23 protein-coding genes and 1 pseudogene are annotated in these 24,347 nt (G+C 71.4%); 7 read left to right on the forward strand and 17 right to left on the reverse strand.

The window, feature by feature from the left end; genetic code table 11:
* Positions 1-95: 95 nt before the first annotated feature.
* Positions 96-1,130 (forward strand): zinc-dependent alcohol dehydrogenase family protein, encoded by a 1,035-nt coding sequence (locus ACH54P_RS25570; protein WP_489905920.1) that lies wholly within the window; start codon positions 96-98, stop codon positions 1,128-1,130.
* Between the two features lie 55 nt (positions 1,131-1,185).
* Positions 1,186-2,631 carry an aldehyde dehydrogenase family protein gene (locus tag ACH54P_RS25575; protein WP_489905921.1) on the forward strand — a complete coding sequence of 482 codons (1,446 nt, stop codon included), beginning with the start codon at positions 1,186-1,188 and terminating at the stop codon, positions 2,629-2,631.
* Here the strand turns inward: ACH54P_RS25575 and ACH54P_RS25580 are convergent.
* The 3 genes from ACH54P_RS25580 to ACH54P_RS25590 all read right to left on the reverse strand — a co-directional run bounded on the left by ACH54P_RS25580 (position 2,628) and on the right by ACH54P_RS25590 (position 6,706).
* Complete coding sequence (locus ACH54P_RS25580) at positions 2,628-4,100, reverse strand: FAD-binding oxidoreductase (RefSeq protein WP_489905922.1); 1,473 nt, start codon at positions 4,098-4,100, stop codon at positions 2,628-2,630. The genes ACH54P_RS25575 and ACH54P_RS25580 overlap by 4 nt on opposite strands.
* 172 nt (positions 4,101-4,272) lie before the next feature.
* A complete protein-coding gene (locus tag ACH54P_RS25585) occupies positions 4,273-4,983 on the reverse strand; it encodes a maleylpyruvate isomerase N-terminal domain-containing protein (RefSeq protein WP_489905923.1) in 711 nt (236 codons plus the stop codon).
* Positions 4,984-4,993: 10 nt separating this feature from the next.
* A complete protein-coding gene (locus ACH54P_RS25590) occupies positions 4,994-6,706 on the reverse strand; it encodes a GMC family oxidoreductase N-terminal domain-containing protein (protein ID WP_489905924.1) in 1,713 nt (570 codons plus the stop codon).
* Positions 6,707-6,870: 164 nt separating this feature from the next.
* On the opposite strand from ACH54P_RS25590, the gene ACH54P_RS25595 reads away from it, so the two are divergent.
* Positions 6,871-7,065 (forward strand): DUF397 domain-containing protein, encoded by a 195-nt coding sequence (locus ACH54P_RS25595; protein ID WP_489905925.1) that lies wholly within the window; start codon positions 6,871-6,873, stop codon positions 7,063-7,065.
* On the opposite strand, the gene ACH54P_RS25600 is transcribed toward ACH54P_RS25595, so the two are convergent.
* The 5 genes from ACH54P_RS25600 to guaB form a co-directional block, all read right to left on the reverse strand.
* Positions 7,049-8,182 (reverse strand): GuaB3 family IMP dehydrogenase-related protein, encoded by a 1,134-nt coding sequence (locus ACH54P_RS25600; RefSeq protein WP_489905926.1) that lies wholly within the window; start codon positions 8,180-8,182, stop codon positions 7,049-7,051. The two genes, ACH54P_RS25595 and ACH54P_RS25600, sit on opposite strands and share 17 nt — an antisense overlap.
* Before the next feature lie 76 nt (positions 8,183-8,258).
* Positions 8,259-8,741 (reverse strand): hypothetical protein, encoded by a 483-nt coding sequence (locus tag ACH54P_RS25605; RefSeq protein ID WP_489905927.1) that lies wholly within the window; start codon positions 8,739-8,741, stop codon positions 8,259-8,261.
* Between the two features lie 2 nt (positions 8,742-8,743).
* Complete coding sequence (locus ACH54P_RS25610; protein WP_489905928.1) at positions 8,744-9,274, reverse strand: hypothetical protein; 531 nt, start codon at positions 9,272-9,274, stop codon at positions 8,744-8,746.
* 74 nt (positions 9,275-9,348) lie between these two features.
* A complete protein-coding gene (locus ACH54P_RS25615) occupies positions 9,349-9,807 on the reverse strand; it encodes a DUF3574 domain-containing protein (RefSeq protein WP_489905930.1) in 459 nt (152 codons plus the stop codon).
* Positions 9,808-9,886: 79 nt separating this feature from the next.
* Positions 9,887-11,398 carry an IMP dehydrogenase gene (gene guaB, locus ACH54P_RS25620; RefSeq protein WP_489905931.1) on the reverse strand — a complete coding sequence of 504 codons (1,512 nt, stop codon included), beginning with the start codon at positions 11,396-11,398 and terminating at the stop codon, positions 9,887-9,889.
* 129 nt (positions 11,399-11,527) lie between these two features.
* Here guaB and ACH54P_RS25625 point away from each other — a divergent pair, with 129 nt between their 5' ends.
* Positions 11,528-11,923 (forward strand): DUF5319 domain-containing protein, encoded by a 396-nt coding sequence (locus tag ACH54P_RS25625; protein ID WP_489916630.1) that lies wholly within the window; start codon positions 11,528-11,530, stop codon positions 11,921-11,923.
* A gap of 66 nt (positions 11,924-11,989) precedes the next feature.
* On the opposite strand, the gene ACH54P_RS25630 is transcribed toward ACH54P_RS25625, so the two are convergent.
* The 5 genes and pseudogenes from ACH54P_RS25630 to ACH54P_RS25650 form a co-directional block, all read right to left on the reverse strand.
* The gene (locus tag ACH54P_RS25630; protein ID WP_489905932.1) at positions 11,990-12,922 is read right to left on the reverse strand and encodes an anti-sigma-D factor RsdA; all 933 of its coding nucleotides are present in this window, start codon (positions 12,920-12,922) and stop codon (positions 11,990-11,992) included.
* Positions 12,923-13,495, reverse strand: a complete 573-nt coding sequence (locus tag ACH54P_RS25635) for a sigma-70 family RNA polymerase sigma factor (protein WP_072474704.1) — start codon at positions 13,493-13,495, stop codon at positions 12,923-12,925.
* A gap of 395 nt (positions 13,496-13,890) precedes the next feature.
* Positions 13,891-14,487 (reverse strand): annotated as a pseudogene (locus ACH54P_RS25640) (response regulator transcription factor).
* A 131-nt stretch (positions 14,488-14,618) separates the two neighbouring features.
* Positions 14,619-15,473: a hypothetical protein gene (locus tag ACH54P_RS25645; protein WP_489905933.1), complete on the reverse strand. Its 855-nt coding sequence runs from the start codon at positions 15,471-15,473 to the stop codon at positions 14,619-14,621.
* 390 nt (positions 15,474-15,863) lie between these two features.
* On the reverse strand, positions 15,864-16,769 hold the full coding sequence (locus ACH54P_RS25650; protein ID WP_489916632.1) for a MerR family transcriptional regulator: 906 nt from the start codon (positions 16,767-16,769) through the stop codon (positions 15,864-15,866).
* A 248-nt stretch (positions 16,770-17,017) separates the two neighbouring features.
* Here ACH54P_RS25650 and ACH54P_RS25655 point away from each other — a divergent pair, with 248 nt between their 5' ends.
* Positions 17,018-17,320, forward strand: a complete 303-nt coding sequence (locus ACH54P_RS25655) for a WhiB family transcriptional regulator (RefSeq protein WP_033261506.1) — start codon at positions 17,018-17,020, stop codon at positions 17,318-17,320.
* 119 nt (positions 17,321-17,439) lie between these two features.
* Here the strand turns inward: ACH54P_RS25655 and groL are convergent, their stop codons facing one another.
* Both groL and groES read right to left on the reverse strand, forming a co-directional pair.
* Entirely contained in the window at positions 17,440-19,053 is a 1,614-nt protein-coding gene (gene groL / locus ACH54P_RS25660; protein WP_489905934.1) for a chaperonin GroEL, read from the reverse strand.
* A gap of 98 nt (positions 19,054-19,151) precedes the next feature.
* Positions 19,152-19,445: a co-chaperone GroES gene (groES, locus tag ACH54P_RS25665; RefSeq protein WP_007031106.1), complete on the reverse strand. Its 294-nt coding sequence runs from the start codon at positions 19,443-19,445 to the stop codon at positions 19,152-19,154.
* Between the two features lie 214 nt (positions 19,446-19,659).
* Between groES and ACH54P_RS25670 the strand changes: the two genes are divergently transcribed.
* Positions 19,660-20,178 carry a DinB family protein gene (locus ACH54P_RS25670; RefSeq protein ID WP_489905935.1) on the forward strand — a complete coding sequence of 173 codons (519 nt, stop codon included), beginning with the start codon at positions 19,660-19,662 and terminating at the stop codon, positions 20,176-20,178.
* A gap of 78 nt (positions 20,179-20,256) precedes the next feature.
* Positions 20,257-22,131 carry an N-acetylmuramoyl-L-alanine amidase gene (locus tag ACH54P_RS25675; RefSeq protein ID WP_489905936.1) on the forward strand — a complete coding sequence of 625 codons (1,875 nt, stop codon included), beginning with the start codon at positions 20,257-20,259 and terminating at the stop codon, positions 22,129-22,131.
* Between the two features lie 22 nt (positions 22,132-22,153).
* Here the strand turns inward: ACH54P_RS25675 and ACH54P_RS25680 are convergent, their stop codons facing one another.
* Complete coding sequence (locus tag ACH54P_RS25680; RefSeq protein ID WP_489905937.1) at positions 22,154-23,530, reverse strand: XrtP-associated glycosyltransferase; 1,377 nt, start codon at positions 23,528-23,530, stop codon at positions 22,154-22,156.
* On the reverse strand, positions 23,527-24,036 hold the full coding sequence (xrtP, locus tag ACH54P_RS25685) for an exosortase P (protein ID WP_489916634.1): 510 nt from the start codon (positions 24,034-24,036) through the stop codon (positions 23,527-23,529). The genes ACH54P_RS25680 and xrtP overlap by 4 nt, the downstream gene beginning before the upstream one ends.
* Positions 24,037-24,347: the final 311 nt, after the last annotated feature.

Genomic DNA, 24,347 nt, shown 5'->3' on the forward strand with positions numbered 1-24,347 from the left:
CGCGGCACCTCCGCCGTTTGTCATGGTCGACACACCCGGGAATGCCCGTCCCCTCGCCGCCGGTCTTGCTTAGGGAAGCTAACGAAAGGACTTGCATGCGAGCGACAGTCATCTACGGCGCCGGCGACGTGCGGGTGGAGACCGTCCCCGACCCGAAGCTCGTCGAGCCGACCGACGTCATCCTCCGGGTCGTGCGGTCCTGCATCTGCGGCAGCGACCTCTGGCCGTACGCCGACATGGCGCCGAGTGAGCACGGGCGCCGCATCGGGCACGAGTTCCTCGGTGTCGTCGAAGAGACCGGCGCGGACGTCGCGTCCGTCAAGAAGGGCGACCTCGTCGTCGCGCCGTTCGTCTACTCGGACAACACCTGCCAGTTCTGCCGCGAAGGCCTGCACACCTCCTGCCTGCACGGCGGGTTCTGGGGCGCGAAGGGCGTCGACGGCGGGCAGGGCGAGGCGGTCCGCGTGCCGCAGGCCGACGGCACGCTGGTCAAGCTGCCCCACACCGAGGACGACGCGCTGCTCGCCTCGTTCCTCACGCTGTCGGACGTCTTCCCGACCGGGCACCACGCCGCGACGAAGGCGCGCGTGAGCGAAGGCCAGAACGTCACCGTGATCGGCGACGGCGCCGTCGGCCTCTCCGCCGTCCTCGCGGCGAAGCGCCTGGGCGCCGGGCGGATCGTCCTGATGGGGCGCCACCAGGACCGCACCGACCTCGGCCGCGAGTTCGGCGCGACCGACGTCGTCGCCGAGCGCGGCGAGGAAGGCATCGAGAAGGTCCGCGAGCTGACGAACGGCGAAGGCACGCACGCCGTCCTCGAATGCGTCGGCACGAAGCCGGCCTTCGAAATGGCCGTCGGCGTCGTGCGCGCGGGCGGCGCGGTCAGCCGCGTCGGCGTCCCGCAGTACGAAGAGGGCCCGATCGGCCCGACGCTGTTCCGGCGCAACATCACCGTCACCGGCGGGGTCGCCCCGGCGCGGCACTACATCCCGGAGCTGCTGCCGGACGTCCTCGACGGCAAGTACCAGCCCGGCAAGGTCTTCGACCGCACGATCGGCGTCGAAGATGTCCCCGGCGGCTACCGCGCGATGGCGGACCGCGAAGCGCTGAAGGTGCTCATCAAGCCGTGACCCGTCCGGGTGGGGGTCCCCGTGGTGGATCCCCACCCGGATTACGTTGGTACGCATGGACATGATCACCCCCGAGCCGCGCCCCGCCTGGATCGCCGGCCGCCCCGAAGCGGGCGCGACCACCCTCGTCGTGCACCACCCGTACGACGGCAGCGAGGTCGCCACGGTCGCCGTGCCCGGGCCGGACCAGGTCGAACGCGCGGTCGCCGCCGCCGTGTCGGTCGCCAAGGAGTTGCGGCGCACCCCCGCGCACGTCCGTGCGGGCGCGCTCGAGCACGTCTCCCGCGTGCTCGCCGCGCGCGCCGAGGAGATCGCCGAGGTGATCACCGCCGAGAACGGCAAGCCGCTCAAGTGGGCCGAAGCCGAGGTCAAGCGCGCGGTGTCGGTGTTCCGCATCGCCGCCGAGGAGGCCCGCCGCTTCACCGGCGACGTCCAGCGCCTCGACACCGACCCCGCGGGCGAGGCGCGGCTGGCGCTGACCCGCCGCGTCCCGCGCGGGCCCGTGCTCGGCATCGCGCCGTTCAACTTCCCGCTCAACCTGGTGGCGCACAAGGTGGCGCCGTCGCTGGCGATCGGCGCGCCGATCATCGTCAAGCCCGCGCCGCGGACGCCGTTGTCGGCGCTCATCCTCGGCGAGATCCTCGCCGAGACGGATCTGCCGGAAGGCGCGTTCTCCGTACTGCCGCTGGGGAACGAGGAGACAAAGGCGCTCGTCGCCGACCCGCGGCTGCCCGTCGTGTCGTTCACCGGCTCCGGCCCGGTCGGCTGGTCGCTCAAGGACGCCGCGCCGCGCAAGCACGTCGTGCTCGAGCTCGGCGGCAACGCGGCGGCGGTCGTGCTGCGCGACTGGCCCGACCCCGAAGGCGCCGCGCACCGCATCGCCACCTTCGGCAACTACCAGGCCGGGCAGTCCTGCATCGCGGTGCAGCGGGTGATCGTGGACGCCGCCGTGGCCGAGGAGTTCGTGCCCGCGCTGCTGGAAGCCGTCGAGGCGCAGCGGACCGGTGACCCGTACGACCGCAACACCGACGTCGGGCCGGTGGTCGACGAGGCCGCCGCCGAGCGGATCGTGGCGTGGGTCGACGAGGCCGTCGCGGCGGGCGCGAAGGTGCTCACCGGCGGCACCCGCGACGGCGCGACCGTCGCCCCGACGCTGCTCACCGACGTCCCGCCGGACACGAAGGCGTGGAACGAGGAGATCTTCGGCCCGGTGCTCGCGGTGTCCGTTGTGGACGGTGTGGACGAGGCCTTCCGCTCGGTCAACGAATCCGCGTACGGCCTGCAGGCGGGCGTCTTCACCACCGACGTCCAGCTGGCGTTCCACGCGTCGGCGGAGCTGGAGGTCGGCGGCGTGATCATCGGTGACGTCCCCTCGTACCGCGCCGACCAGATGCCCTACGGCGGCGTCAAGGGCTCGGGCGTCGGCCGCGAAGGCGTGCTCGCGGCGATGCACGACCTGACCGAGGAGCGCGTCACCGTGTTCACCGGCATCGACCTCTAGGCGACGACGCTCTGCCCGAACCGGAAGACGTTGAAGGGGTCGTACTTCTTCGCGACGTCCACGAGGCGTTTCACGTTGTCGCCGTAGTAGGCGGTCTTCCAGTCGGGCAGGGCCGGGTCGATGTAGTTGACGTACCCGCCGCCCGCGCCGGCCGCGGCGAGGCCCGCGGCGACGTCGCCCACCGACTGCGTGACCTTCGTCCGGTTCTTCGCCGTCGCCGGTGCGTAGATCTGGACGCTGGCCAGCGCGTCTCGGTGCCAGAACGCCGTCGCGTTCTTCGCCGGCTCGGCGACCTTCCCGCCGAGGCCGTCGATGAGCAGGTCCATCCCCGGCCTGCCGTCGGCGAGCGCGACGATCTTCCCGGCGTCGACCGGGCTGGTGATGATCCGCGACGACGCCACGAACGACTGCCGGGCCGAGCTGCCGGAGAAGTAGTTCATCGCGCCGAGGTAGTCCAGGCTCTTCACCGTGCGCTGGGTCGGCCGCGCGCCGGCATTGGTGGTCAGGTTGTTCAGCAGCGTGTTCAGCCCGGAGGCACCGCCGACGTAGCAGCCGCCGACCCGGCACTGGACCGGCGAGCCGCCCGAGAGCACCAGGTTCGCCCACAGCTCCGGCGGCATCGCGGCGATCCACTGCTGCCACGCGCCGAGCACGCCGGCCGCGGAACCGGCCGGGAAGTGCAGCGAGAACACGGTCAGGTCCGGCGCCGGGTCGGTGTCGAACGTGAACTCGGTGACGACGCCGAAGTTGCCGCCGCCCCCGCCGCGCAGTGCCCAGAAGAGGTCCGGTTCGGAGGTCGCGGACGCGGTGAGGAGCCGGCCGTCGGCCGTGACGACCTGTGCGGAGCTGAGGTGGTCGCAGGTCAGGCCGTACCTGCGGGAGAGCACGCCGATGCCGCCGCCGAGGGTCAGCCCGGCGATCCCGACGGTCGGGCAGGACCCCGCGGGCAGCGCGCGCCCGGCCGCCGCCAGCGCGGCGTAGACGTCCTTCAGCTTCGCGCCCGCGCCGATCACGGCCTTGCTGCCCTGGACGTCGACCTTGTTCAGCGCGGACAGGTCGATGACCAGCCCGCCTCCGGGCACCGAGTAGCCGGCGTAGCTGTGGCCGCCGCTGCGCGCGGCGAGGGTCACGCGACCGGCGGCGCCCTGCACGCAGGTCTGGACGTCCTGGACGGTCGACACCGTCGCCACGGCGACCGGGTTGTTGGTGTCGAAGAGCGGGTTGAACGCGCGCTTGGCGGTGTCGTAGCCGTCGCTGCCCGGGCGCAGCAGGCCGCCGGTCAGCTTGGAGCGCAGGTCGTCCCAGTTCGGCGGGCCGGTCGGCAACCGGGTGCCGGACGGCCCGGCCGTCGTCGGCGCCTCCGGGGTGGTCGACGCGACGGGCGCCGAGGGGCTCTCCGGGCCGCACGCGGCGACGACGGCACCGGCCGCCGACACGCCGGCGATCCGCAGGAACGCCCTTCTGTCCATATGCTCGGAGACGTGCGGCCGTCCGGCGGGTTGCCCGGTCATCGGGCCGGCCTGCTCACGCTGTCCACATCGGACTCCTCGCTGCCGGGGACGCCCAGTTTAGGACCGGCCCCCGGCGTTCACCCGGCGACGCTCACTCCCGATCGGTACACGGAGGACGGTCCCGGTGAGTTCACGCCCAGGCGGGGAGTGGCGGGACGTCGCCGTCGAGGCCCTCGCCGCCGGAGCGCCCGCTGAGCCAGGCGAGGAGCTGCCCGCTCGTGCCGCTGACCGTCGCGCCCGGGGCGGCGCCCATGGTCCACGCGAAGTCGCCGGCGACCAGGCGCAACGCGGGGAGGTGGGCGCTGCGGGAGGTGATCGCGTGCTCGACGACGTCGTCGGTCAGCGGGCCGAGCAGCCCGAGCACCCGGTCGAGGTCGTACCCGCGGCCGAGGTCGGCGAGGTGGATGGTGAGCTCGGACAGCCGCATCCGCGCGACGACGGTCCCGGTGACCGGGGCACCCTGCCGGTTGCGCGCCTCCCGCGCCCAGGCGTCCTCCGGCATCGCGGCGGCGTACTGCTCGAAGCGCCCGGCCGACGCGACGAAGTCGGCGAGGACGTCGGCGGCCCCGCGCTGTGCCCCGGCCTCGATGTCGGCCTCCCGGGCTTCGGCGCTGGGGTACATCGGCGTCTCGACACCGGTGTTCGCCCAGGTCAGCAGGTTGCGCAGCCCATCGGCGTTGCGCGCGAGGTGCGAGAGAAGGTGGGCGCGCGACCAGCCCGGCAACGCACTGGGCGCGCGCAGTTCGGGTTCGCCGAGGCCACCGATGGCCCTTGCCCATTCGTCGTCGAGCTTCCGGATACCGCCGAGCAGCGCGTGCGCCTTCTCCGATGCCGTGGTCACGGCCCCGAGTCTAGGAGGACCGGCGCAGAGCAGCGGGCGCGTCAGCCGGAACCGCCGGGTTCTTCGGCGCGATCGGCTCCAACCGCACGTACGACGCCTCCTGCGGCGGCCGCGCGTCCGGTTCACCCTTGTTCGGCCAGAACGAGAACGCCCGCTCCGCCTGGGCCGTGATCGTCAGCGACGGGTTCACCCCCAGGTTCGCCGTGATCGCCGCGCCGTCGACCACCGACAGGCCCGGGTAGCCGAACACGCGGTGGTACGGGTCGATCACGCCCTCCTCGGCGGACGCGCCGATCGGGACGCCGCCGATGAAGTGGGCCGTCAGGGGGATGTCGAAGATCTCGCCCCACGTGCCGCCGGCGATGCCGCCGATGTGCTCGGCCGTGCGCTCGTTGGCCTCGTGGCCGGCGGGGATGAAGCTCGGGTTGGGCTCGCCGTGGCCCTGCTTGGACGTGTACTTGCGCCGCCCGAACAGGCCGGGCCGCGTGTACGTCGTGATCGAGTTGTCCAGGCTCTGCATCACCAGCAGGATCACCGTGCGCTCGCTCCAGCGGTAGCCGTTGAGCAGCTTCGCCGTCTGGACCGGGTGCTTGAGCATGAACGTGACCGCCTGCCGCCACCGCGGCACCGGCGAAGCGCCGTCGGTCGCGATGGTCTGCAGCAGGCTCATCGCGTTGCTGCCCTTGCCGTAGCGGACCGGCTCGATGTGGGTGTTCTCGTCCGGGTGGATCGACGACGTGATCGCGACGCCGCGGCTGAAGTTCCGGCTCTCGTCAACCTCCGTTCGCGCGGCACCGATGATCGCCTCGGAGTTCGTCCGGGTCAGCTCGCCGAGCCGGCGGGACAGCCGCGGCAGCCGCCCGGTGTCCTTCATCTTGTGCAGCAGGTTCTGCGTGCCCCAGGTGCCGGCGGCGAAGACGACCTTCTCGGCCGTGATCGTCGTCCGGAAGCGCTTGGACGTCGTCCCGGTCTTCTTCAGGCTGACCTCGTAGCCGCCGTCGACGGGTGTCACGGCGGTCACCGTGGTGAGCGGGATGACCTGCGCGCCGTCCTGCTCCGCGAGGTAGAGGTAGTTCTTGACCAGCGTGTTCTTCGCCCCGACGCGGCAGCCGGTCATGCACGAGCCGCACTCGGTGCAGCCGACGCGCTCGGGACCGGCGCCGCCGAAGTAAGGATCGGCCGCCTTCGAGCCGGGCTTCCCGAAGTACACGCCGACGGGCGTCGGGTGGAACGAATCCGCGACGCCCATGTCCTTCGCGACGTCGCGCATCACGACGTCCGACGGCGTGACCGTCGGGTTCGTGACGACGCCGAGCATGCGGCTCGCCTGGTCGTAGTGCGGGGCGAGCTCGGACTCCCAGTCGGTGATGTGGGACCACTGCCGGTCGCGGTAGAACGGCTTGAGCGGCCGGTACAGCGTGTTCGCGTAGACGAGCGACCCGCCGCCGACGCCGGCGCCGGCCAGCACCATGACGTCGTTGAGCATGTGGATGCGCTGGATCCCGTAGCAGCCGACCTGCGGCGCCCAGAGGTAGCGCTTGAGGTCCCACGACGTCTTCGCGAACTCGTCGTCGGCGAACCGGCGTCCCGCCTCGACGACGGCGACCCGGTAGCCCTTCTCGGTGAGCCGCAGCGCCGCGACGCTGCCGCCGAACCCCGACCCCACCACGACGACGTCGTAGTCGAAGCCACCTGCACTGGTGGTGGTGTTACTGGCAGTCACACCTGGGAGCGTAACCCGGGGTTCGCATCCTGACCAGAGGTAAGTTACTCACCAGTCACCCGTTTTGGCGCATCGCCGGAGACGATCGTGGGTAATTATCAAAGAGCTCGATGTTCACGTCGGCGAGACCCGCCGGTGGAACACGATTTCCGGGAGGGACCACGATGATCCCCCAGCAGCTCACCGGTTGGCGCAAGTCGAGCCACAGCCACTTCGAGGAGAACGCCTGCGTCGAGATCGGCACCGCACCCGGCGCCGTCGGGGTGCGGGACACCAAGCAACCGGCGCCCCGCCCGATCCTCGTCTACTCCGCCGACGCCTTCGCCGCGTTCCTGGCCCACCTCACCGGCGAACGGTGAGCCCCACCCGCTGGAACTCCTTGAGGTCCGAGTAACCCGTCTTCGCCATCGCCCGGCGAAGCGCCCCGAAGAGGTTCACGACGCCTTCCGCGTCGGACGACGGCCCGAACAGCAGGGTCTTGAGGTCGACGGCGTAGTCCGGCCCGGCCGCCACGCGCGAGCGCGGCAGCGACGGGTGCGCGGCCGCCGCCGTCCAGTACAGGCCCTGCCCGGGCGCGTCCGACGCGGCGGCCAGCGGGGAGCCGAGCATGACGGCGTCCGCGCCGCACGCGATGGCCTTCGCGATGTCGCCCGACGTCGTCATGCCGCCGTCCGCCAGCACGTGCACGTAGCGGCCGCCGGTCTCGTCGAGGTAGTCGCGGCGGGCGGCGGCGGCGTCGATGATCGCCGTGGCCATCGGCACGCCGATGCCGAGGACGCGGTCGGTGCTGGTGACGCCGGGCGTGTAGCCGTGGCCGACGATGACGCCGGCCGCGCCGGTGCGCATCAGGTGCATCGCGGTGCGGTAGTCGCTGACGCCGCCGGCGATGACCGGGACGTCGAGGCGGCCGATGAAGTCCTTGAGGTTCAGCGGCTCGGCGTCGCGCACGACGTGCTCGGCGGAGATGATCGTGCCCTGCACGACGAGGATCTCGACGCCGGCCGAGATCAGGTCCGGGGTCAGCTCGGCGGCGTGCTGCGGGCTGACGCGCGCGGCCACCGTGACGCCGGATTCGCGGACCGTCTTGATCGCCTCGGTCAGCAGGTCGAGCCGGATCGGTGCGGCGTGCAGCTCCTGGAGCACCCGGCCGACCGCGGTCGGGTCCTCGAGGTCCTCCGCCGCGCGGACCAGCTGGAAGATGGCGTCCTCGACGTTGGCGTGCCGCGCCCAGAGCCCTTCGGCGTTGAGCACGCCCAGGCCGCCGAGCTCGCCGACGGCGACCGCGGTGCCGGGCGAGACGATCGCGTCGGTCGGGTGCGTGACGAGCGGCAGGTCGAAGCGGTAGGCGTCGATCTGCCAGGCGGTGGACACCACCGAAGACGAGCGAGTCCGCCGCGACGGCACGATCTCGACGTCGTCGAGGTCATACGCCCGCCGCGCGGTGCGGCCCATCCCGATCTCGACCAGGTCCCGCACGTGAAGCCTCCTCCGCCGACGACAATCTGCCGTGCCCCATTGTCGCTAGGCCGCGTGGGTGACCTGCGCACGGGGGTTAGAACAGCAGCACCACGGGCAGTGCGCCCACCGCCAACCCGGCCGTGGCGCTCAGCACGGCCAGGCCGAACCGTCCCGTGTCGACGGCCGTGGTCAGCATCCAGAGCACCATGGCGGCGCCGAACCCGACCGCGAAGACGGCCAGGGTGGGGAGGGAATCGAGGCGCACCCGGTGGTCGCCGGCCTCGACGGCCTGCACCGCCCGTCCGACGTCGGAGACGTCGAGCCCGACCGGCAGCCCCGGCTCCAGATCGAGGTTCCCGTCGGTGTCCCGGACCTTGAAGTGCTCGCCCGACGTCGTGCGCAGGACGAGCTCGTAGACGCGCTGCCCCGAATTCGCCTCCGCGTAGCTGCGCGTCTCGACGGTGGCTTCTTCCCGCTCGGACGGCCCGAACGCCTCGAGGCCCTCGTACGTCCCGAAGGCCAGCGCCGCCCCGGCGACGACCCCGAGAAGCCCTGGTGAGAGCAGCTTGCCGACCACGGCTACACCCGCACGAACACGGCGACGGGGGCCAGCAGCGCACCCAGGGCCAGGGCCAGCCAGGTCGCCACCGGCGGGTAGACGTTGAGCCGGACCGCGCCGAAGTACACCGAGCCCAGGGCGAGCAGCGCCGCGGCGATCAGCAGCACCGGCCGGACCACGCCCGAGCGCAGGTCGAACACCCCGCCGCCGGCCCGCAGGTACGCGACGGTGCCGTCGGCGGTCGACACGTCGAGCGTCACCGGCTGCCCGAGCGGCAGGTCGAGGCCGGGGCCGAAGGCGGTGACGCGGAAGTGGTGCCCGTCGGCGGCGTCGACGGCGACGGTGTGGCTCAGCGCGTCCTCGTCACCCCCGACCGGGAGCGCTCCCCGCTCGTGGGACACCACGTGCCCCTCGACGCGGTAGGTGGGCGCGTCCCGGCCGGCGAGCACCTGGCACATCAGGCAGACGATGCCGCCGAGGGCCAGCGAGACGAGCGCGACGGCCGTGAAGAACACCTTGCGCAGCACGCGCGTGAAGCGGCTGACCGTCATGCCCCTTAGTGCACACCACGACCAGCACGCAAGGCGATAGACCGATTACCGTAAGCACGCTAGGTCACGGGAACTCAGAACGAGACCTTCTCCACGGAGTCCGAACGCAGTACGGACTCCTGCTGGAACTGCTTCTTGTAGTCGGTTCGGAGCTCTTCGATCTCCCGTTCGGCGGTACGGTCGCCGAACGGGTAGAGCAGCACGATCACATGCGTGTGCTCCCGCACGATCGCGCCGGATCCGCCGCGCCACTGGCCGCTCCCGTCGAGCCGGGTGAAGCCGTCCGGGAACGCCGGGGTGATCTCCCGGTCGGAGAACGCGGCGAACTCCTTGTCGGTCACCTCGGTGCCGTCCGGCTTGCCGGTGCCGAAGAACAGCTCGGTCCGCTTCCAGATCTCCCCGGGCGACGCCTGGACCGCCTCGGCGGTCACCGCGCCCGAAGCCGCCGACGCCGACGAAGCCGCCGCGCCACCGCCGAGCCCGAGCACCGCCGCCGTGGCCACCGCTGCCGCCACCCGTCGCGAAACCGCCATCCCGCTTCCCTCCTCGGTCGGTCGAGGAGAACCAGTCTTCCGACGGAGGAGGGCGAGCGGAACGTCCGAAGGGGCGGACCTAGCGAGTCGTGTAGTTCGGGGCCTCGACCGTCATGGTGATGTCGTGCGGGTGGCTCTCCTTGAGCCCGGCCGCCGTGATCCGCACCAGCTGCGCGTCCTGCAGCTGCGCGACGGTCTCGGCGCCCGCGTAGCCCATCCCGGCACGCAGGCCGCCGACCAGCTGGTGCACGACGTTGGCGAGCGGCCCGCGGAACGGGATCCGGCCTTCGATGCCCTCCGGGACCAGCTTGTCCTCGTTGAGCACGTCGTCCTGGGCGTAGCGGTCCTTGGAGTAGGACTTGCCCACGCCGCGCGACTGCATCGCGCCCAGCGAGCCCATGCCGCGGTAGACCTTGAACTGCTTGCCGTTGACCAGGATGAGGTCGCCGGGCGACTCGGCCGTGCCGGCGAGCAGGCTGCCGAGCATCACGGTGGACGCGCCGGCCGCGATGGCCTTCGCGATGTCGCCGGAGTACTGGATGCCGCCGTCGCCGATCACCGGGATGCCCGCCGGGCGCGCCGCCTGGTCGGCCTCGTAGATCGCCGAAATCTGCGGCACGCCGACGCCCGCCACGATCCGGGTGGTGCAGATGGAGCCCGGGCCGACGCCGACCTTGATGCCGTCCGCGCCCGCGTCGACCAGCGCCTGCGCGCCCGCCCGCGTCGCGACGTTGCCGCCGACGATGTCGACCGAGTCGCCCAGCTCCTTCTTCAGCAGCGCGACCGTCTCGACGACCGCGCGGGAGTGCCCGTGGGCGGTGTCGACCATCAGGACGTCGACCCCCGCGTCGGCCAGCGCCATCGCGCGCTTGTGCCCGTCCAGGCCCACGCCGACCGCGGCGCCGACGATGAGCCGGCCGTCCGGGTCCTTCGTCGCCTTCGGGTACTGCTCGGTCTTCACGAAGTCCTTGACCGTGATCAGGCCGCGGAGCTTGCCCGCGCCGTCGACGATCGGCAGCTTCTCGATCTTGTGCCGGCGCAGCAGGCCGAGCGCCGCGTCCGCGGACACCCCGACCTGCGCGGTGACCAGCGGGACCTTCGTCATGACCTCGGACACCGGGCGGCTGTGGTCGACCTCGAACCGCATGTCGCGGTTGGTGATGATGCCCACCAGCGTCCCGGCCGCGTCGGTCACCGGCACGCCGGAGATGCGGTACCGCGCGCACAGGGCGTCGACCTCGGCCAGCGTCGCGTCCGGCGCGCAAGTGACGGGGTCGGTGACCATGCCGGCCTCCGACCGCTTGACGACCTCGACCTGCGCGGCCTGCTCGTCGATCGGCAGGTTGCGCTGGAGGACGCCGATGCCGCCCTGGCGGGCCATGGCGATCGCCATCCGGGCTTCGGTGACGGTGTCCATCGCGGCCGAGACCAGCGGGATGCCGAGGGTGATGTTCCGGCTCAGCCGGGTGCTCGTGTCGACCCCGCTGGGCACGACGTCCGATTCGGCCGGCAGCAGCAGCACGTCGTCGAAGGTCAGGCCGAGCATGGCGAACTTGGCCGGAACGGGGGCGGTGGTGCCGTCGCTGGTCATAGCGGGTGAAGGGCCTTCCTGGCGCGGGATGAGCGGGGTCGCTGTGGCGACTCGGAGCCTTCCCCTCATGATATCCGCCGGGTGGCCCCGCCCCGGGCGGTGGGCGAGCCGTGCGGGCCGACCGGTACCGTGCAGGCCGTGGCGCATGATGTCCTGCCTCCAGACCCGTTCGCGGACGACCCGGACGACCCCGCCCGCGCGTTCCTCGACCACGAGGACCGGCTGGACGAGCCGATCAGCGACTCCGAACGCACCGAGCTACTGGCCGATCTCTCGGATCTGGCCGTCTACCAGGCACTTCTCGAACCCCGCGGGGTTCGCGGGATCGTCGTCGACTGCGGTGAGTGCGACGAACCGCACTACCACGACTGGCACCTGCTGCGGGCCAGCCTGGAGCAGCTGCTGGCCGACGGGCGGATGCGCCCGCACGAGCCGGCCTACGACCCGAACCCCGGCGACTACGTGAGCTGGGACTACTGCCGCGGCTTCGCCGACGGCGTGACGGCCAACGAAAGCGCCTACTGAGGCACCTGAGACCACGAAAAAGCCCTGGTGACTTTGCTCACCAGGGCTTTTTCGTGGTCTCGTGACCTAGGGCGATTCGCTGACGCCCTGCGGGGCGCCGCCGGCGGACTCGCTGCGCGGCGTGCCCGGGTCGTTGCCGCTCGCGACCGTGGTGGTCGGCGTGGTCGGCGGCGGGGTCGGCGTGTCGCTGGTCGGCGGCGGGGGCGTCGGGGTCGGCGTCCCGCTGCCCGGCAGGCTGGTGGTCCCGCTGCCGCTGCCGGGGATGGACGTCGCCGAACCGGCCGGCGGCACCTGCGTCGCCGACGCGCCGGGCGGCACCTGCGGCGAAGAGGTCTGGATCGGGCCCTGGACCGGGGCCTCCGGGTTCTGCAGCTGGGCGGCGAGCTGCCGGTGCTGCTCCATCAGCTGGTCGCGGTTGTCCTCGTCGGACACCTGCGACAGGGCGGCCTGGGCGTCCTGGAGGGCCTGGCGGGCGGCGTCGAGGTTGCCGCCGGCGATGGCGAGGTTGGCCTTCTCGAGGTCGAGCTTCGCGTTCGCGGCCGCCTCGACCGAACGGGTGTGGTCGGCGTAGAGGACCTTCGCGAGGCCCCACAGGGTGTCGCCGGGTTGCGCGGAGCGCGCGGCCAGCCCGGTTCCGGTGAACGCGATCGCCAGCACAGCGGCGGCGACGGCGACCGGGACGAGCAGCCTGCGGCGGCGTCCGCTCGAAGAATGCCGCTTCGCGAGAGCGGCGGTGCTGACGGTGCGCACAGCGGTGTCGACGTCGACCAGTTCGGCCAGGGGCTCACTGTCGATGTCTCTTCGCCACGCCACCAGCAACGCGTTGAGCTCCTGGTCGCCGAGACCGTCGGCAAGCGCCGGGTCGGACCCGCCGAGCGCATCGAGCAGCGCGTCGTCGGCTTGGACGGCCGACAGGTCGGCGGCGAACTCCGCCTCCGACGCCGACAGGCCACTACCGAAGACGTCGTCCGGCTCGAAACCGTTCTCGTGACCGGTCACTCAGATCACCTCCTCCGCGGCCAGGACCTTTCTCAGCCGCGCGAGGGCGCGGTGCTGGGCGACGCGGACGGCGCCGGGGGTGGAGCCGACCGCGTCCGCGGTCTCCTCCGCCGACAGGCCGACGACCACGCGCAGCACCACGATCTCCCGCTGCTTGTCCGGCAGCACCTGCAACAACTGGGACATCCGCTCGTTGAGCTCACCTTGCAGCGCGCGCTGCTCGGGGCCCACCCCGCCTTCGATCTCGTCGGGGATCTCGGCCACCGGCTCGGCCCGGTTGCGCGCCGCGGCGCGGTGCGCGTCGGCCACCTTGTGCTGGGCGATCCCGTAGACGAACGCCAAAAATGGGCGGCCTTGGTCACGGTACGAAGGCAATGCCGTTAGCACCGCGAGACACACCTCCTGCGCAACGTCGTCTGCCGAAGCGAACGATCGCTCCTGCCTGCCAACCCGAGCGCGGCAATACCGCACTACCAGTGGACGGATAGCAGCCAGCAGCCGCTCGACTGCCTGGGGATCTCCCTCGACAGCAGCGGCGACCGGCTCATCCAGTCCATCCCCCACATTGGCCATCGCAGACAACAGTCCCAGTGTTACGTGTAGGCGTGCAAAGAATCCGGCCCGTGGTTGCCCTCCACCGCGCACCGTGACCGCTACCGTACCTGCGGCCCGCTCCGGACCGGCGCGCGCGGTCTTCCCGGGCGCGCCGCGGCCACCGGAGCCGCGTAAATACGGATTGTCCTGCAGACCCGCGGTCGCTGTCGTCGATTCAACGAGCAAACGCCGTCGCGGGTACGAGATCCGTCGGAGGGACGGGTGGCGAGGCGGGAATCCGCCGTGGCGGCTGCCACATCGGGCGCCGGAGTGTGATGGGGACCACACAGGTACGGGCCAGGGCGGTGCCGCCCTGGCCCGTCGTCACCTGTATTCCGGCCGTGTCAGGATCGAGGAGAGTGCCGCGGAACGGGTCAGCTGACCAGGCCGCGGCGGAAGCCGTGGGCCACGGCCTGCGCGCGGTCGCGCACACCGAGCTTCCGGAACAGCCGCCGGGCGTGGGTCTTCACCGTGTCCTCGGACAGGTAGAGCTCGCGGCCGATCTGGCCGTTGCTCTTGCCCTGGCTCATCCCGCGGAGCACCTGAAGCTCGCGCTCGGTCAGCTGGACGCCCGGGTCGGACGGCTAACGGGGCGCGGGCACCGAAGTACTCGCGAGGGTGTGGGCCAGTGCGGCGACCAGCTCCGGCCGGGACGCGTCCCAGCGGAGGTAGCCGCGGGCGCCGCCGGCGATCGCCGCGGCGATGCTGCCCGCGTCGTCGGGGGCGCCGAACACGATGACGTTCGCCTGGGGGTTCGCGGAGACGAGCCGTCGGGTGGCTTCGACACCCGTCGGGACCGCGCGTTGCGTCCCGACCAGCACGACGTCGACGGGCTGACGGGAGTACCGGGCCAGCAGCTCGTCACCGTGCGCTACGCAGTCGATGCGACTGACCCCAGGGACCGCGGACATCACTCGGGTGAGCCCTTCACGGACACTGCGTCGGTCGTCGCAGATCAAGACCGTCGTCACGGGGTTTCCTTCCTGCAGCCGGGTGACATTCCACTTCCCCTATCGGACGCTTTAGCCCGAACCTTGACACGATCCGGTGGCTTTTTTTGAAGTTTCTTAGCCCGGATGCCGGAACACCCCATTCCGACGGCTCAACCACCCGGGACCGGGACCCATGGTGATTCCCCCGCAACCCTCCTCCCGCAAGGATCTGCGTTTCGTAACACTGCGTGCAACACCTCCGCCACTCTGAATCGATACTCCTCGGCGTGTCCTGGGCGCAGGTCGGCCGCGACGAGGGCAGCCGGCCACAAAAGTGAAAGGAGTTCGCATTCCTCGGCGGTCGCCATCGCATTTCCGACAAGACCGTCCGAAATCTCCCGGTGATCGGGAGCCCCGGCCGCCCGCAGGGCCACGGCCAGCACAATCGCGGATTTGGTCGCGTGCCGCCGCGCACCGCGCGCGGAGGCGGTTTCGAATGCGCACCGGGCGTGCGGCACGGCGGCGGCGCCGTGACCTGCGGCGAGCTCGATCTCGGCACCGACCCAGCCACCACGGACCCGCGCCCGCCACCCGGCGTCCTGCTCCGCCGCCCGGGCGGCGAGCCGCCGCGCGGCGCCGAGGCGGCCCAGGGCGAGGTTGTCGGCGGCCAGGCCGAGCAGGGCGTCGGCCCGGGCGCCGGCGGCGTCGAGGCCGTCGGGGTCGGGGTCGCTGGTCAGCGTGGCGGCGCGGGCGAAGGCCTCGCCGTCGAGGGCGCGGGCCTGCGGGTGGCCGCCCAGCTGCCGCCGGTGCGACCCGAGGGCGCTGGCGGCGAGGGAAGCTTCGAGGGGGTTCGGTTCGCGCCGGAGGGCATCCAGGAGGGTGGCGGCGGCGGCATACCGGCCCTGGGCGCCGAGCACGACGGCGGCGAGCAGCCTCGCCTTGGGGCTGCCACCGCCGCGCACGACGGCGGGATCGGGCAGCGGATCACTCCCGAAAGCGGCGGCCCGGAGGGCGGGTTCGTGCACCCGTCCTTTCTAGCGGGTCCCACCGACAGAAACATGATCGAAGTGGCGGGCCGGGCCGGAGGGTTCGCCACCTCACAGCGGCGGGCGCGGGAGGGCGGGGCAGGACGGGTGGCGGGTTTGCCGGGCCGGACTGGGGCCGGGTTGGGCGAGGTGAGGGAGGTGGCGGGCTTGCCGGGCCGAACTGGGCCCGGTTGGGCGAGGTGGCGGGCCGGGCCGGGCGGAAGAGCCGGTTTGGCGGGGTTGCCGTCCGGTGCCGGACGGCGGGCGGGCCGAGCCCGCCGCGACCCATGCCGGAGCGCGGGCCGAGCCCGCCGCGGCCGATGCCGGACCCCGGGCCGAGCCCGCCGTGGGCCGATGCCGGACCGCTGCACCCGCCGCCCACCACCACCCCTACTGCCGCGTGCCCACCAGCACGTGCTCGATCCGGTCCGCGGCCCCCGGCAGGTCCGTCAACAGCTCCACCTTGTCCGGCAGCCCCGCCGGGTCCCAGCCGGGCCCGCACGCGAACAGCCGGCTCCGCTGCCGCCCGCGGGACACCCTCGCGAACAGCCGGGTGTCCGCCACCCCCCGGCGGTGGGCCCACAGCACCACCGCTGCCGGGACGCTGCGGCGGACCGCGACCGCCAGAACCTCCGCCGGTAGCGGGACGCCGAACAGCTGGGCGCCGATGCGCCGGCCGGCCAACGAGGCCGCCAGTGCGTACATCGGCATCGTGTCGCGCTCCTCCGGGACGCAGCCGAGCAGCACCGGGCGGGTGTTGCGCGGCTCGTCGAGCACCGGGGTCGCCCGCACGAGCGCCGCGAACACGCACTCCGCGAGCAGGTACTCGACCTCGGCGCCCGCGCTCGCGCCGCGCCAGCGGGCCCCGAGCGCCGACAGCACCGGCTCGATCACCCCCGTCCACGCGGGGAGCACGCCGAGCTCGTCGATCGTGTCCGCCAGCATGCGCTGCACCGCGCCGACGTCCATGGCGAGCGCCGCCGTGCTCAGGCGGCGGGCCAGGCGGGAACGGACCTCCTGCCCGTCGTCGGCCGCCGAGGCGCCGGCGGGTTCGGAAGGCTCCTCCTGTTGGGCCGGTCCGGACCGCGGCATCTGCTCGAGGGCGTAGCGCGCGGCCTCCGCCGTCGACGCGCCGCTCAGCAACGCGCGCTGCATCAGTTCCAGCCTGCCGATGTCGGAGGTGCCGTAACGGCGGTGACGGCCGTCGGTGTGCCGGCTGGGGCCCAGCCCGTAGCGGCGGTCCCACGTTCGGAGGGTGGACGGGGCGACCCCGAGCCGGCGGGCGACGGAGGCCACCGGCAGGGTGGGTTCTTCGGTGCCCGACCCAGCTCCCACGAGCCTCAATATCCAGGCACTCAGCGGAGTCGGCAACCGGAGGCGAAATGCCTGCTCACACATCCGGGGGATGCCTAACGGCTGAATCGGGCCGGATCGCTTGAACAACTATTGGCGCGCTTCTAACGTTACCGCCGTTGCACCGAATGGAGTATCGGCACCACAGCAGAGCAGCTAGCGGCATCGACCGGATGACGGAGGCGGTCAGGATGGCAGACACGCGCAGGCTCCCAGGACCCAACGCCGACATGTGGGACTGGCAGCTCGAAGGGTCGTGCCGGGGGATGGACAGCGCGTCCTTCTTTCACCCGGACGGCGAGCGCGGCCCGGCGCGGGCACGGCGGGAGGCCAGGGCGAAGGCCGTCTGCCTGAGCTGCCCGGTCTTGGAGATGTGCCGCAGCCACGCGCTGGCGGTGCACGAGCCCTACGGCATCTGGGGCGGGCTCTCGGAGTCCGAACGGGAGCACATCATCAAGTCCGACAAACGCGCGCTCAGCATGTCCGGCGGCTGAGCGCCCCACGACATCGGAGGGCGGCACCGGGTGGGGTGCCGCCCTCCGTGCTGTTCAAGGGCGGGAACGCGCAAAACGGGGCGGCACCCCAGCAGGAGTGCCGCCCCGTCCCGTCGAAATCAGTGCGAGTGGCCGTGGCCCGCCGCGGCGGGCTCTTCCTCGACCGGCTTCTCGACGATCGACGACTCCGTCGTCAGCACGAGACGCGCGATGGAGGCGGCGTTCGCCACCGCGGACCGGGTCACCTTGACCGGGTCCACGATGCCGGCGGCCAGCAGGTCGGTCAGCTCGCCGGTGGCGGCGTTGAAGCCCTGCCCCCAGCCCTGCTCGCGCACCTTGTTGACGATGACCGCGCCCTCGTGGCCCGCGTTGGTCGCGATCCAGAACAGCGGGGCCGACAGCGCGTCACGCACGATCTTGACGCCGGTCGCCTCGTCGCCCTCGAGGCCGAGGAAGCCCTCGAGCTCCTTGACCGCGTGCACGAGAGCCGAACCGCCGCCGGGCAGGATGCCCTCTTCGACGGCCGCCTTGGTCGAAGCCACGGCGTCCTCGATGCGGTGCTTGCGCTCGTTCAGCTCGGTCTCGGTGGCCGCGCCGACCTTGATGACCGCGACGCCGCCGCCGAGCTTCGCGAGCCGCTCCTGCAGCTTCTCGCGGTCCCAGTCAGAGTCGGTCGTCTCGATCTCCTTGCGGATCTGCGCGACCCGCCCGGCGATGGCGTCCTTGGTGCCGTCACCGTCGACGATCGTGGTGTCGTCCTTGGTGACGACGATCCGGCGGGCCTTGCCCAGCGCGCCGAGGTCGACGTCGGACAGCTTGCGGCCGATCTCCGCGGAGATCACCTCGCCCCCGGTGACGACCGCGAGGTCGTCCAGGAACGCCTTGCGGCGGTCGCCGAAGAACGGCGCCTTGACCGCGACGGCGGTGATCGTCTTGCGCAGCGAGTTCACCACGAGGGTGGACAGCGCTTCGCCGTCGACGTCCTCGGCGATGATCAGCAGCGGCTTCTTGGCCTCGACGACCTTCTCGAGCACCGGCAGCAGCTCGGCCAGCGACGAAACCTTCTCGCGGACGAGCAGGATGTAGGCGTCCTCGAGGATCGCCTTCTGCTCCTCCGGGTTGGTCGCGAAGTGCGCCGAGAGGAAGCCCTTGTCGAACTGGACACCCTCGGTGATCACCAGCTCGGTCGCCAGGGTCGACGACTCCTCGATGGTGATGACGCCGTCTTCGCCGACCTTCTCGACGGCTTCGCCGAGCAGGGCGCCGATGTTGGCGTCACGGGAGGTGACCGTGCCGACCTGGGCGATGTTCTCGCGGCCCTTGACCGGGGTGGCCTTGGCCTTGAGGACCTCGATGACCTTCTCCGCGGCGGCCTCGATGCCGCGGCCGATCGAGGTCGGGTTGGCGCCGGCCGCGACGTTGCGCAGGCCGACCTTCACCAGCGACTGCGCGAGCACGGTCGCGGTCGTGGTGCCGTCGCCGGCGACGTCGTTGGTCTTCGTGGCGACGCTCTTGGCGAGCTGGGCGCCGAGGTTCTCGAACGGGTCGTCGAGCTCGATCTCCCGGGCGACGGTCACGCCGTCGAGGGTGATGGTCGGGCCGCCGAACTTCTTGTCGAGCACGACGTGACGGCCGCGCGGGCCGAGGGTGACCTTGACCGCGTCCGCGAGCTTGTTCACCCCGCGCTCCAGCGCGCGACGAGCGTCCTCGTCGAAACTGATCTGCTTGGGCATAGCGTTTTCCGCTTACCTTTCGGTGGGTCTAGAACGCAAGAACGCCCCGCTCCCCGGCGTTGTGCGGGGCCCGGGGCGTCATGCGCTGCGAGCGGACGTCAGTTGATGACGGCCAGCACGTCGCGGGCGGACAGGATCAGGTAGTCCTCACCGTTGTACTTGACCTCGGTGCCGCCGTACTTCGAGTAGATGACGACGTCGCCGACGGAAACGTCGAGCGGGACGCGGTTGCCCTTGTCGTCGATCCGGCCCGGGCCCACGGCCAGGACCTTGCCCTCCTGGGGCTTTTCCTTCGCGGTGTCGGGGATGACGAGGCCGGAAGCGGTCGTCTCCTCGGCCTCGCTCGTCTGGACAACGATCTTGTCCTCGAGCGGCTTGATGTTCACGCTCACCGGGTTGACCTCCACGGTTGTCGAAAGCGTTGGCAGGATGTGGTTACGGCTCTACCACCCCCGCCGTCGCGGGTGCCGGGGCTGTCGGGCCGTGCGATTAGCACTCTAGCCACGGGAGTGCCAGTCGTGCAAGGAGGGTGCTCCTTACGTGCGACGGCGCCCCTGACCGGCCTCTTCCGTTCCTTTTCGCGCCGTGACGGAGGACACTCCAGAGGTGGACAAGACGGCCGTTCACGAGGAACTGGACCAGGCGCGCGACGCCTTCCACGAACTGCTGGACCGGGCGAGTGCGAGCGACCTGCGCCGCCGGAGCGCGGGCACGCGCTGGACCAACCGGCAGCTGCTGTTCCACATGCTGCTCGGCTACCTGATCATCCGCGCGCTGCTGGGGCTGGTGCGGCTGTTCGACCGGCTGCCCGACGGTGCGAGCCGTCGCTTCGCACGGCTGCTCGACGCCGGGACCGTGCCCTTCGACGCCGTCAACTTCGCCGGCTCCTGGCTGGCCGGCACCGTGCTGCCGCGGCGGTGGATGCTCGCCCTGTTCGACCGGACGGTCGCGGCCCTGCACCGCCGCCTCGACGGCGAGACCGACGACGACCTGGCCAGGGGCATGCACTACCCGACCCGGTGGGACCCATTCTTCGAGGACTACATGACCCTGGCGGACGTGTACCGGTTCCCCACCCGGCACTTCGGCTTCCACCGCCGCCAGCTGACCCTGCCGGGCGGCTAGCGGCGCCCTCTTACCCCCGGGGTGAGTTTCTGGTTAGGTTCTCACCGTCTGGCACCTGAACCCTGGGGGTTTATGCCCATGTCCCGCCCTGTTCCGAGAACGGCGGCGCTGGCCGCCGCCGTCGCTCTCCTCTCCGGTCTCGCCGCCGCGCCGGCTCAGGCCGGGCCGGCCGCTCAGCAGCAGCGGCAGCACGACTTCGCCGCCGCCGCGAGCGAGTTCGGCGTCCCGCAGAACGTGCTGCTCGGCGTCTCGTACCTGGAGTCCCGGTGGGACTTCAACGCGGGCACGCCCAGCACGTCCGCCGGCTACGGCCCGATGCACCTCACCGACCTGCGCGAAGCCGGCACCGGCGGCTCGCACCACGACGAAGGCATCGAGGACCCGCGCGGCGACGACGCGCGGCCCGCGCTGCACCCGCAGGCCGGGCCGGCCGCCCCGCCGCCGGAGCTGCAGACCGTCGACGAGGCCGCGCAGCTCATCGGCACCGACGCGGCGACCCTGCGCACCGACGCCACCCAGAACATCCGCGGGGGCGCCGCCCTCCTCGCGAAGTACCACGCCGGCCAGAGCGACTGGTACGGCGCCGTCGCGCGCTACAGCGGCTCCAGGGACCAAGCCGCCGCGCAGACCTTCGCCGACGAGGTCTTCGAGACCCTCAAGAGCGGCGTGTCCCGGACCACCGACGACGGCCAGCAGGTCACCCTCGCCGCGAGTCCGGACCTGCAGCTGCCGACGCACGCGGCGAACCCGTCGAACGTCGAATGCCCCCGGACCGTCGCCTGCGAGTCGGTGCCGGCGCCGTACCAGGAGCTGCCGAACGACGACTACGGCAACCACGACCTCGCGAACCGGCCGGCCGGCCAGAAGATCGACCACATCGTCATCCACGACACCGAGGGCTACTGGGACAACGTCCTGAAGCTCGCCCAGGACCCGACGTACGTGAGCTGGCACTACACCATCCGCTCGAACGACGGCCTGATCGCGCAGCACGTGCCGACGAAGGACGTCGCCTGGCACGCGGGCAACTGGTACGTCAACGCGAAGTCGATCGGCATCGAGCACGAGGGCTTCGCCGCGAAGGGCACCTGGTACACCGAAGCGATGTACCGGTCGAGCTCGAAGCTCGTCGGCTACCTCGCGCGCAAGTACGGCATCCCGCTCGACCGGGCGCACATCATCGGCCACGACAACGTGCCGGGCACGACCCCCGCGACGATCCCGGGCATGCACTGGGACCCGGGTCCCTACTGGGACTGGTCGCACTACTTCGACCTGCTCGGCGCGCCGCTCGGCGGGTTCGGCCTGCCCGGTTCGTCGCTGGTCACCATCGACCCGGACTTCGCGAAGAACCAGCCTGCGTTCACCGGCTGCGACGGCCCCGGCACGGCCTGCGTGCCGCGCGGCTCGGAGGCCGTCGTGCTGCACTCGCAGCCCGACGAGGCGTCACCGCTGCTGGTCGACGTCGGCCTGCACCCGAAGGGCACGGCGTCCACGATGGAGGTTTCCGACGTCGGCAGCCGCGCCGCGACCGGGCAGCAGTACGCCGTCGCCGGCGTCAGCGGCGACTGGACGGCGATCTGGTACCTCGGGCAGAAGGGCTGGTTCCACAACCCGCGGAACGCGCGCGTCGCGAAGCCCGCGATCGGCTGGGTCGTGACGCCGAAGCCCGGCGTCGCGTCGGTGCCGGTGTACGGGCGCGCCTACCCCGAGCCCGAGGCCTACCCGGCGAACGTGCCGGCGCAGGCCATCACGCCGCTGCCGTACACCCTTTCCGCCGGCCAGAAGTACTCCTCGGGCGGGACGGTCGGCTCCGAGTACTACTCGGCGACCACGTTCGACCCGGCCGACCACGTGGTCGTGAAGGGCAAGCTCAAGTACGTCCAGATCCAGTTCGGGCACCGGATCGCGTTCGTCAAGGCGGACGACGTCCGGATCGCGCCGGCGTTCTAGACCGGTCCGGTGGAGGTCGCGCTCACGCGTCGAGCGCGACCTTCACCCCGGCCGCCTGCTCGGTGTTGCGGCGCGTCTTCGCCCACCCGTTGCGCCCGCGGACCAGGCGGAACAGCGCGCGCCACGACGTCACGTAGAACGTGTAGATGTACGCCGCGTAGGCGAAGCCCAGGCCGATGCCGCGCAGGATGTTCTTGCTGCGCAAGCACTTCAGCTGGTAGATCGGGCCCCAGACGAGGAACGGCAGCAGCCCGAACGAGCCGTAGATGGCGAAGAGGATCCAGGCGCCGCCGGTGAACCACGTCCACATCTGCGCCGGGTCGCCCGCCGTGCTCACCACCAGCAGCACGAACGGGATCGGGTACAGCAGCGAGCCGAGCAGCTGCAGCCACGGCTGGGCGAGGTAGTACATCATCTCCGCCGCGCCGAGCGTGCTGACGTGCGGCGAGTCCCAGATCCGCCGCAGGTACCGGGCGCACTGCATGGTGCCCTGGCCCCACCGCGTGCGTTGCACCAGGAACCGCCGCAGGCTGTACAGACCTTCCTGCGCCACATGGGAATCCGGGGTGAACCCGGTGCGCCAGCCCGCCGTCAGCAGGTGGACGCCGAGTTCGAAGTCCTCCAGCAGCGAGCCGCGCCACGGCTCTTCGGTGGCGCCCGCGATGGAGTCGAGCGCGGTGAGCCGGGTGAACTGGCCGTTGCCGCCCATCGAGATCGTGCCGGTGAACCCGCGGGACGTCTGGATCGCCGCGATCGCCGTCCGGAACTCCAGGTCCTGCAGCTGCGCGAGTTTCAGGCCGAACCACCGCCCCGCCGGGTTCCGCGACGGCGGCGGCGTTCCGACGTTGCTCATCCAGACGTCGAGCTGGACCGCGCCGATCTCGGCGTCGCCGAAGAGGTGGTCGGCCGCGCAGACCTCCAGGCAGTTCGGCGCCGGGCGGCCGTCCGCGTCGACGACCACGACGACGACGTCGTCCCGCGAGGCGTCCGGTCCCATCCAGTCGTTCAGGGCCCGGTAGGCGGCGTTGAGCGCGTCACCCTTGCCGGTCCTGGCCTCGGGACGCGTGCGCGGCACGAGGTGCAGGTACGGGTCGTACCCACCGTGGCGCCGCCACAGCATCCGGACGACGCGGGCGGTGCGGTCGTCGGAGTCGTCGTCGACGACCCAGACGTGCGCCCGGCGGAACGTCGTGCGCAGGTAGCGGACGGTCTCGCGGATGACCGTCTGCTCGTCGCGGCACGGCACGAAGAAGTGCCACGTGAAGTCGGCCGGATCGCCTACCGGGCCGGGTTTGCGCCGCAGGTACGGCACCACGATCACCACGACGTAGACGAGGAACGCGACGCTCATGGTCAGCGCGAACGCCTGCGTGATCGCCAGCAGGACCTTGACGCTCATGCCTTCTTCTTTCGCGTGGCGAGCCAGACGAACAGGACGAGCGAGACGGCACCGCCGAACACGCTCACCATCGAGCCGAGCAGGGTGTGTCCCCAGTAGTAGCCCTCGTCGGTGCCGAACCGGTGCACGAGCCCGACGATCGTGAGAATGCGCAATTGGTTCGCCAGCACCACGACCACGGCCGCAATACCGAGCGAAAAGAACAGGCGCCGCGCATTGGCGGGCCGGAAGTACACCATGACCATGGTCACAACGAGCAGCGGGAGCAAAAGGAACGCCGAAGAGCATTCCGGCGTCATTCTCAACCCGAACGGAGTAGCGCTGGTCAACCCAAAGTAAACGGTCTCCCGATCGGGTGCCACATAAACACCCGATGTAGTGACGAGGTCGAGGATCGCGCCGGCGAGCCGTACTTCCAGCTCCCGGTAGAACCGCTCGGCCAGCACCACCACGACACCCGCTGCGGCCAGCGCACTGAGCGCCATGACCAGCGGAAACCGTGCCATTCCTGAGTTCGGAGCGCTCGCTACGGCCACGACGTTCCTCTCGGTGTCGATTTCTGGATCAAGCTGCGGACCCCGGGCGAGCGTAAGACATGTGTGCACGGCCTTTCCACCCGGAGGGGTGGAAAGGGCACCCCAATCGGTTGAACCGAAGCCGAACTTGTTACGCCGATCGAGTGACGTCGAAGGCGACCTGCGGAAACGGCGTCCGGTGATACCCGATCCGGTGATTCGGGAAATTTTGTGTGCTATTCGGACCGCACTTCGCGATAGTCGATTCGCGTGCCGAGTCGAGGCAAGCCGGTTCCATCCGC

Source organism: Amycolatopsis sp. N2S4-7 (assembly GCF_058119595.1).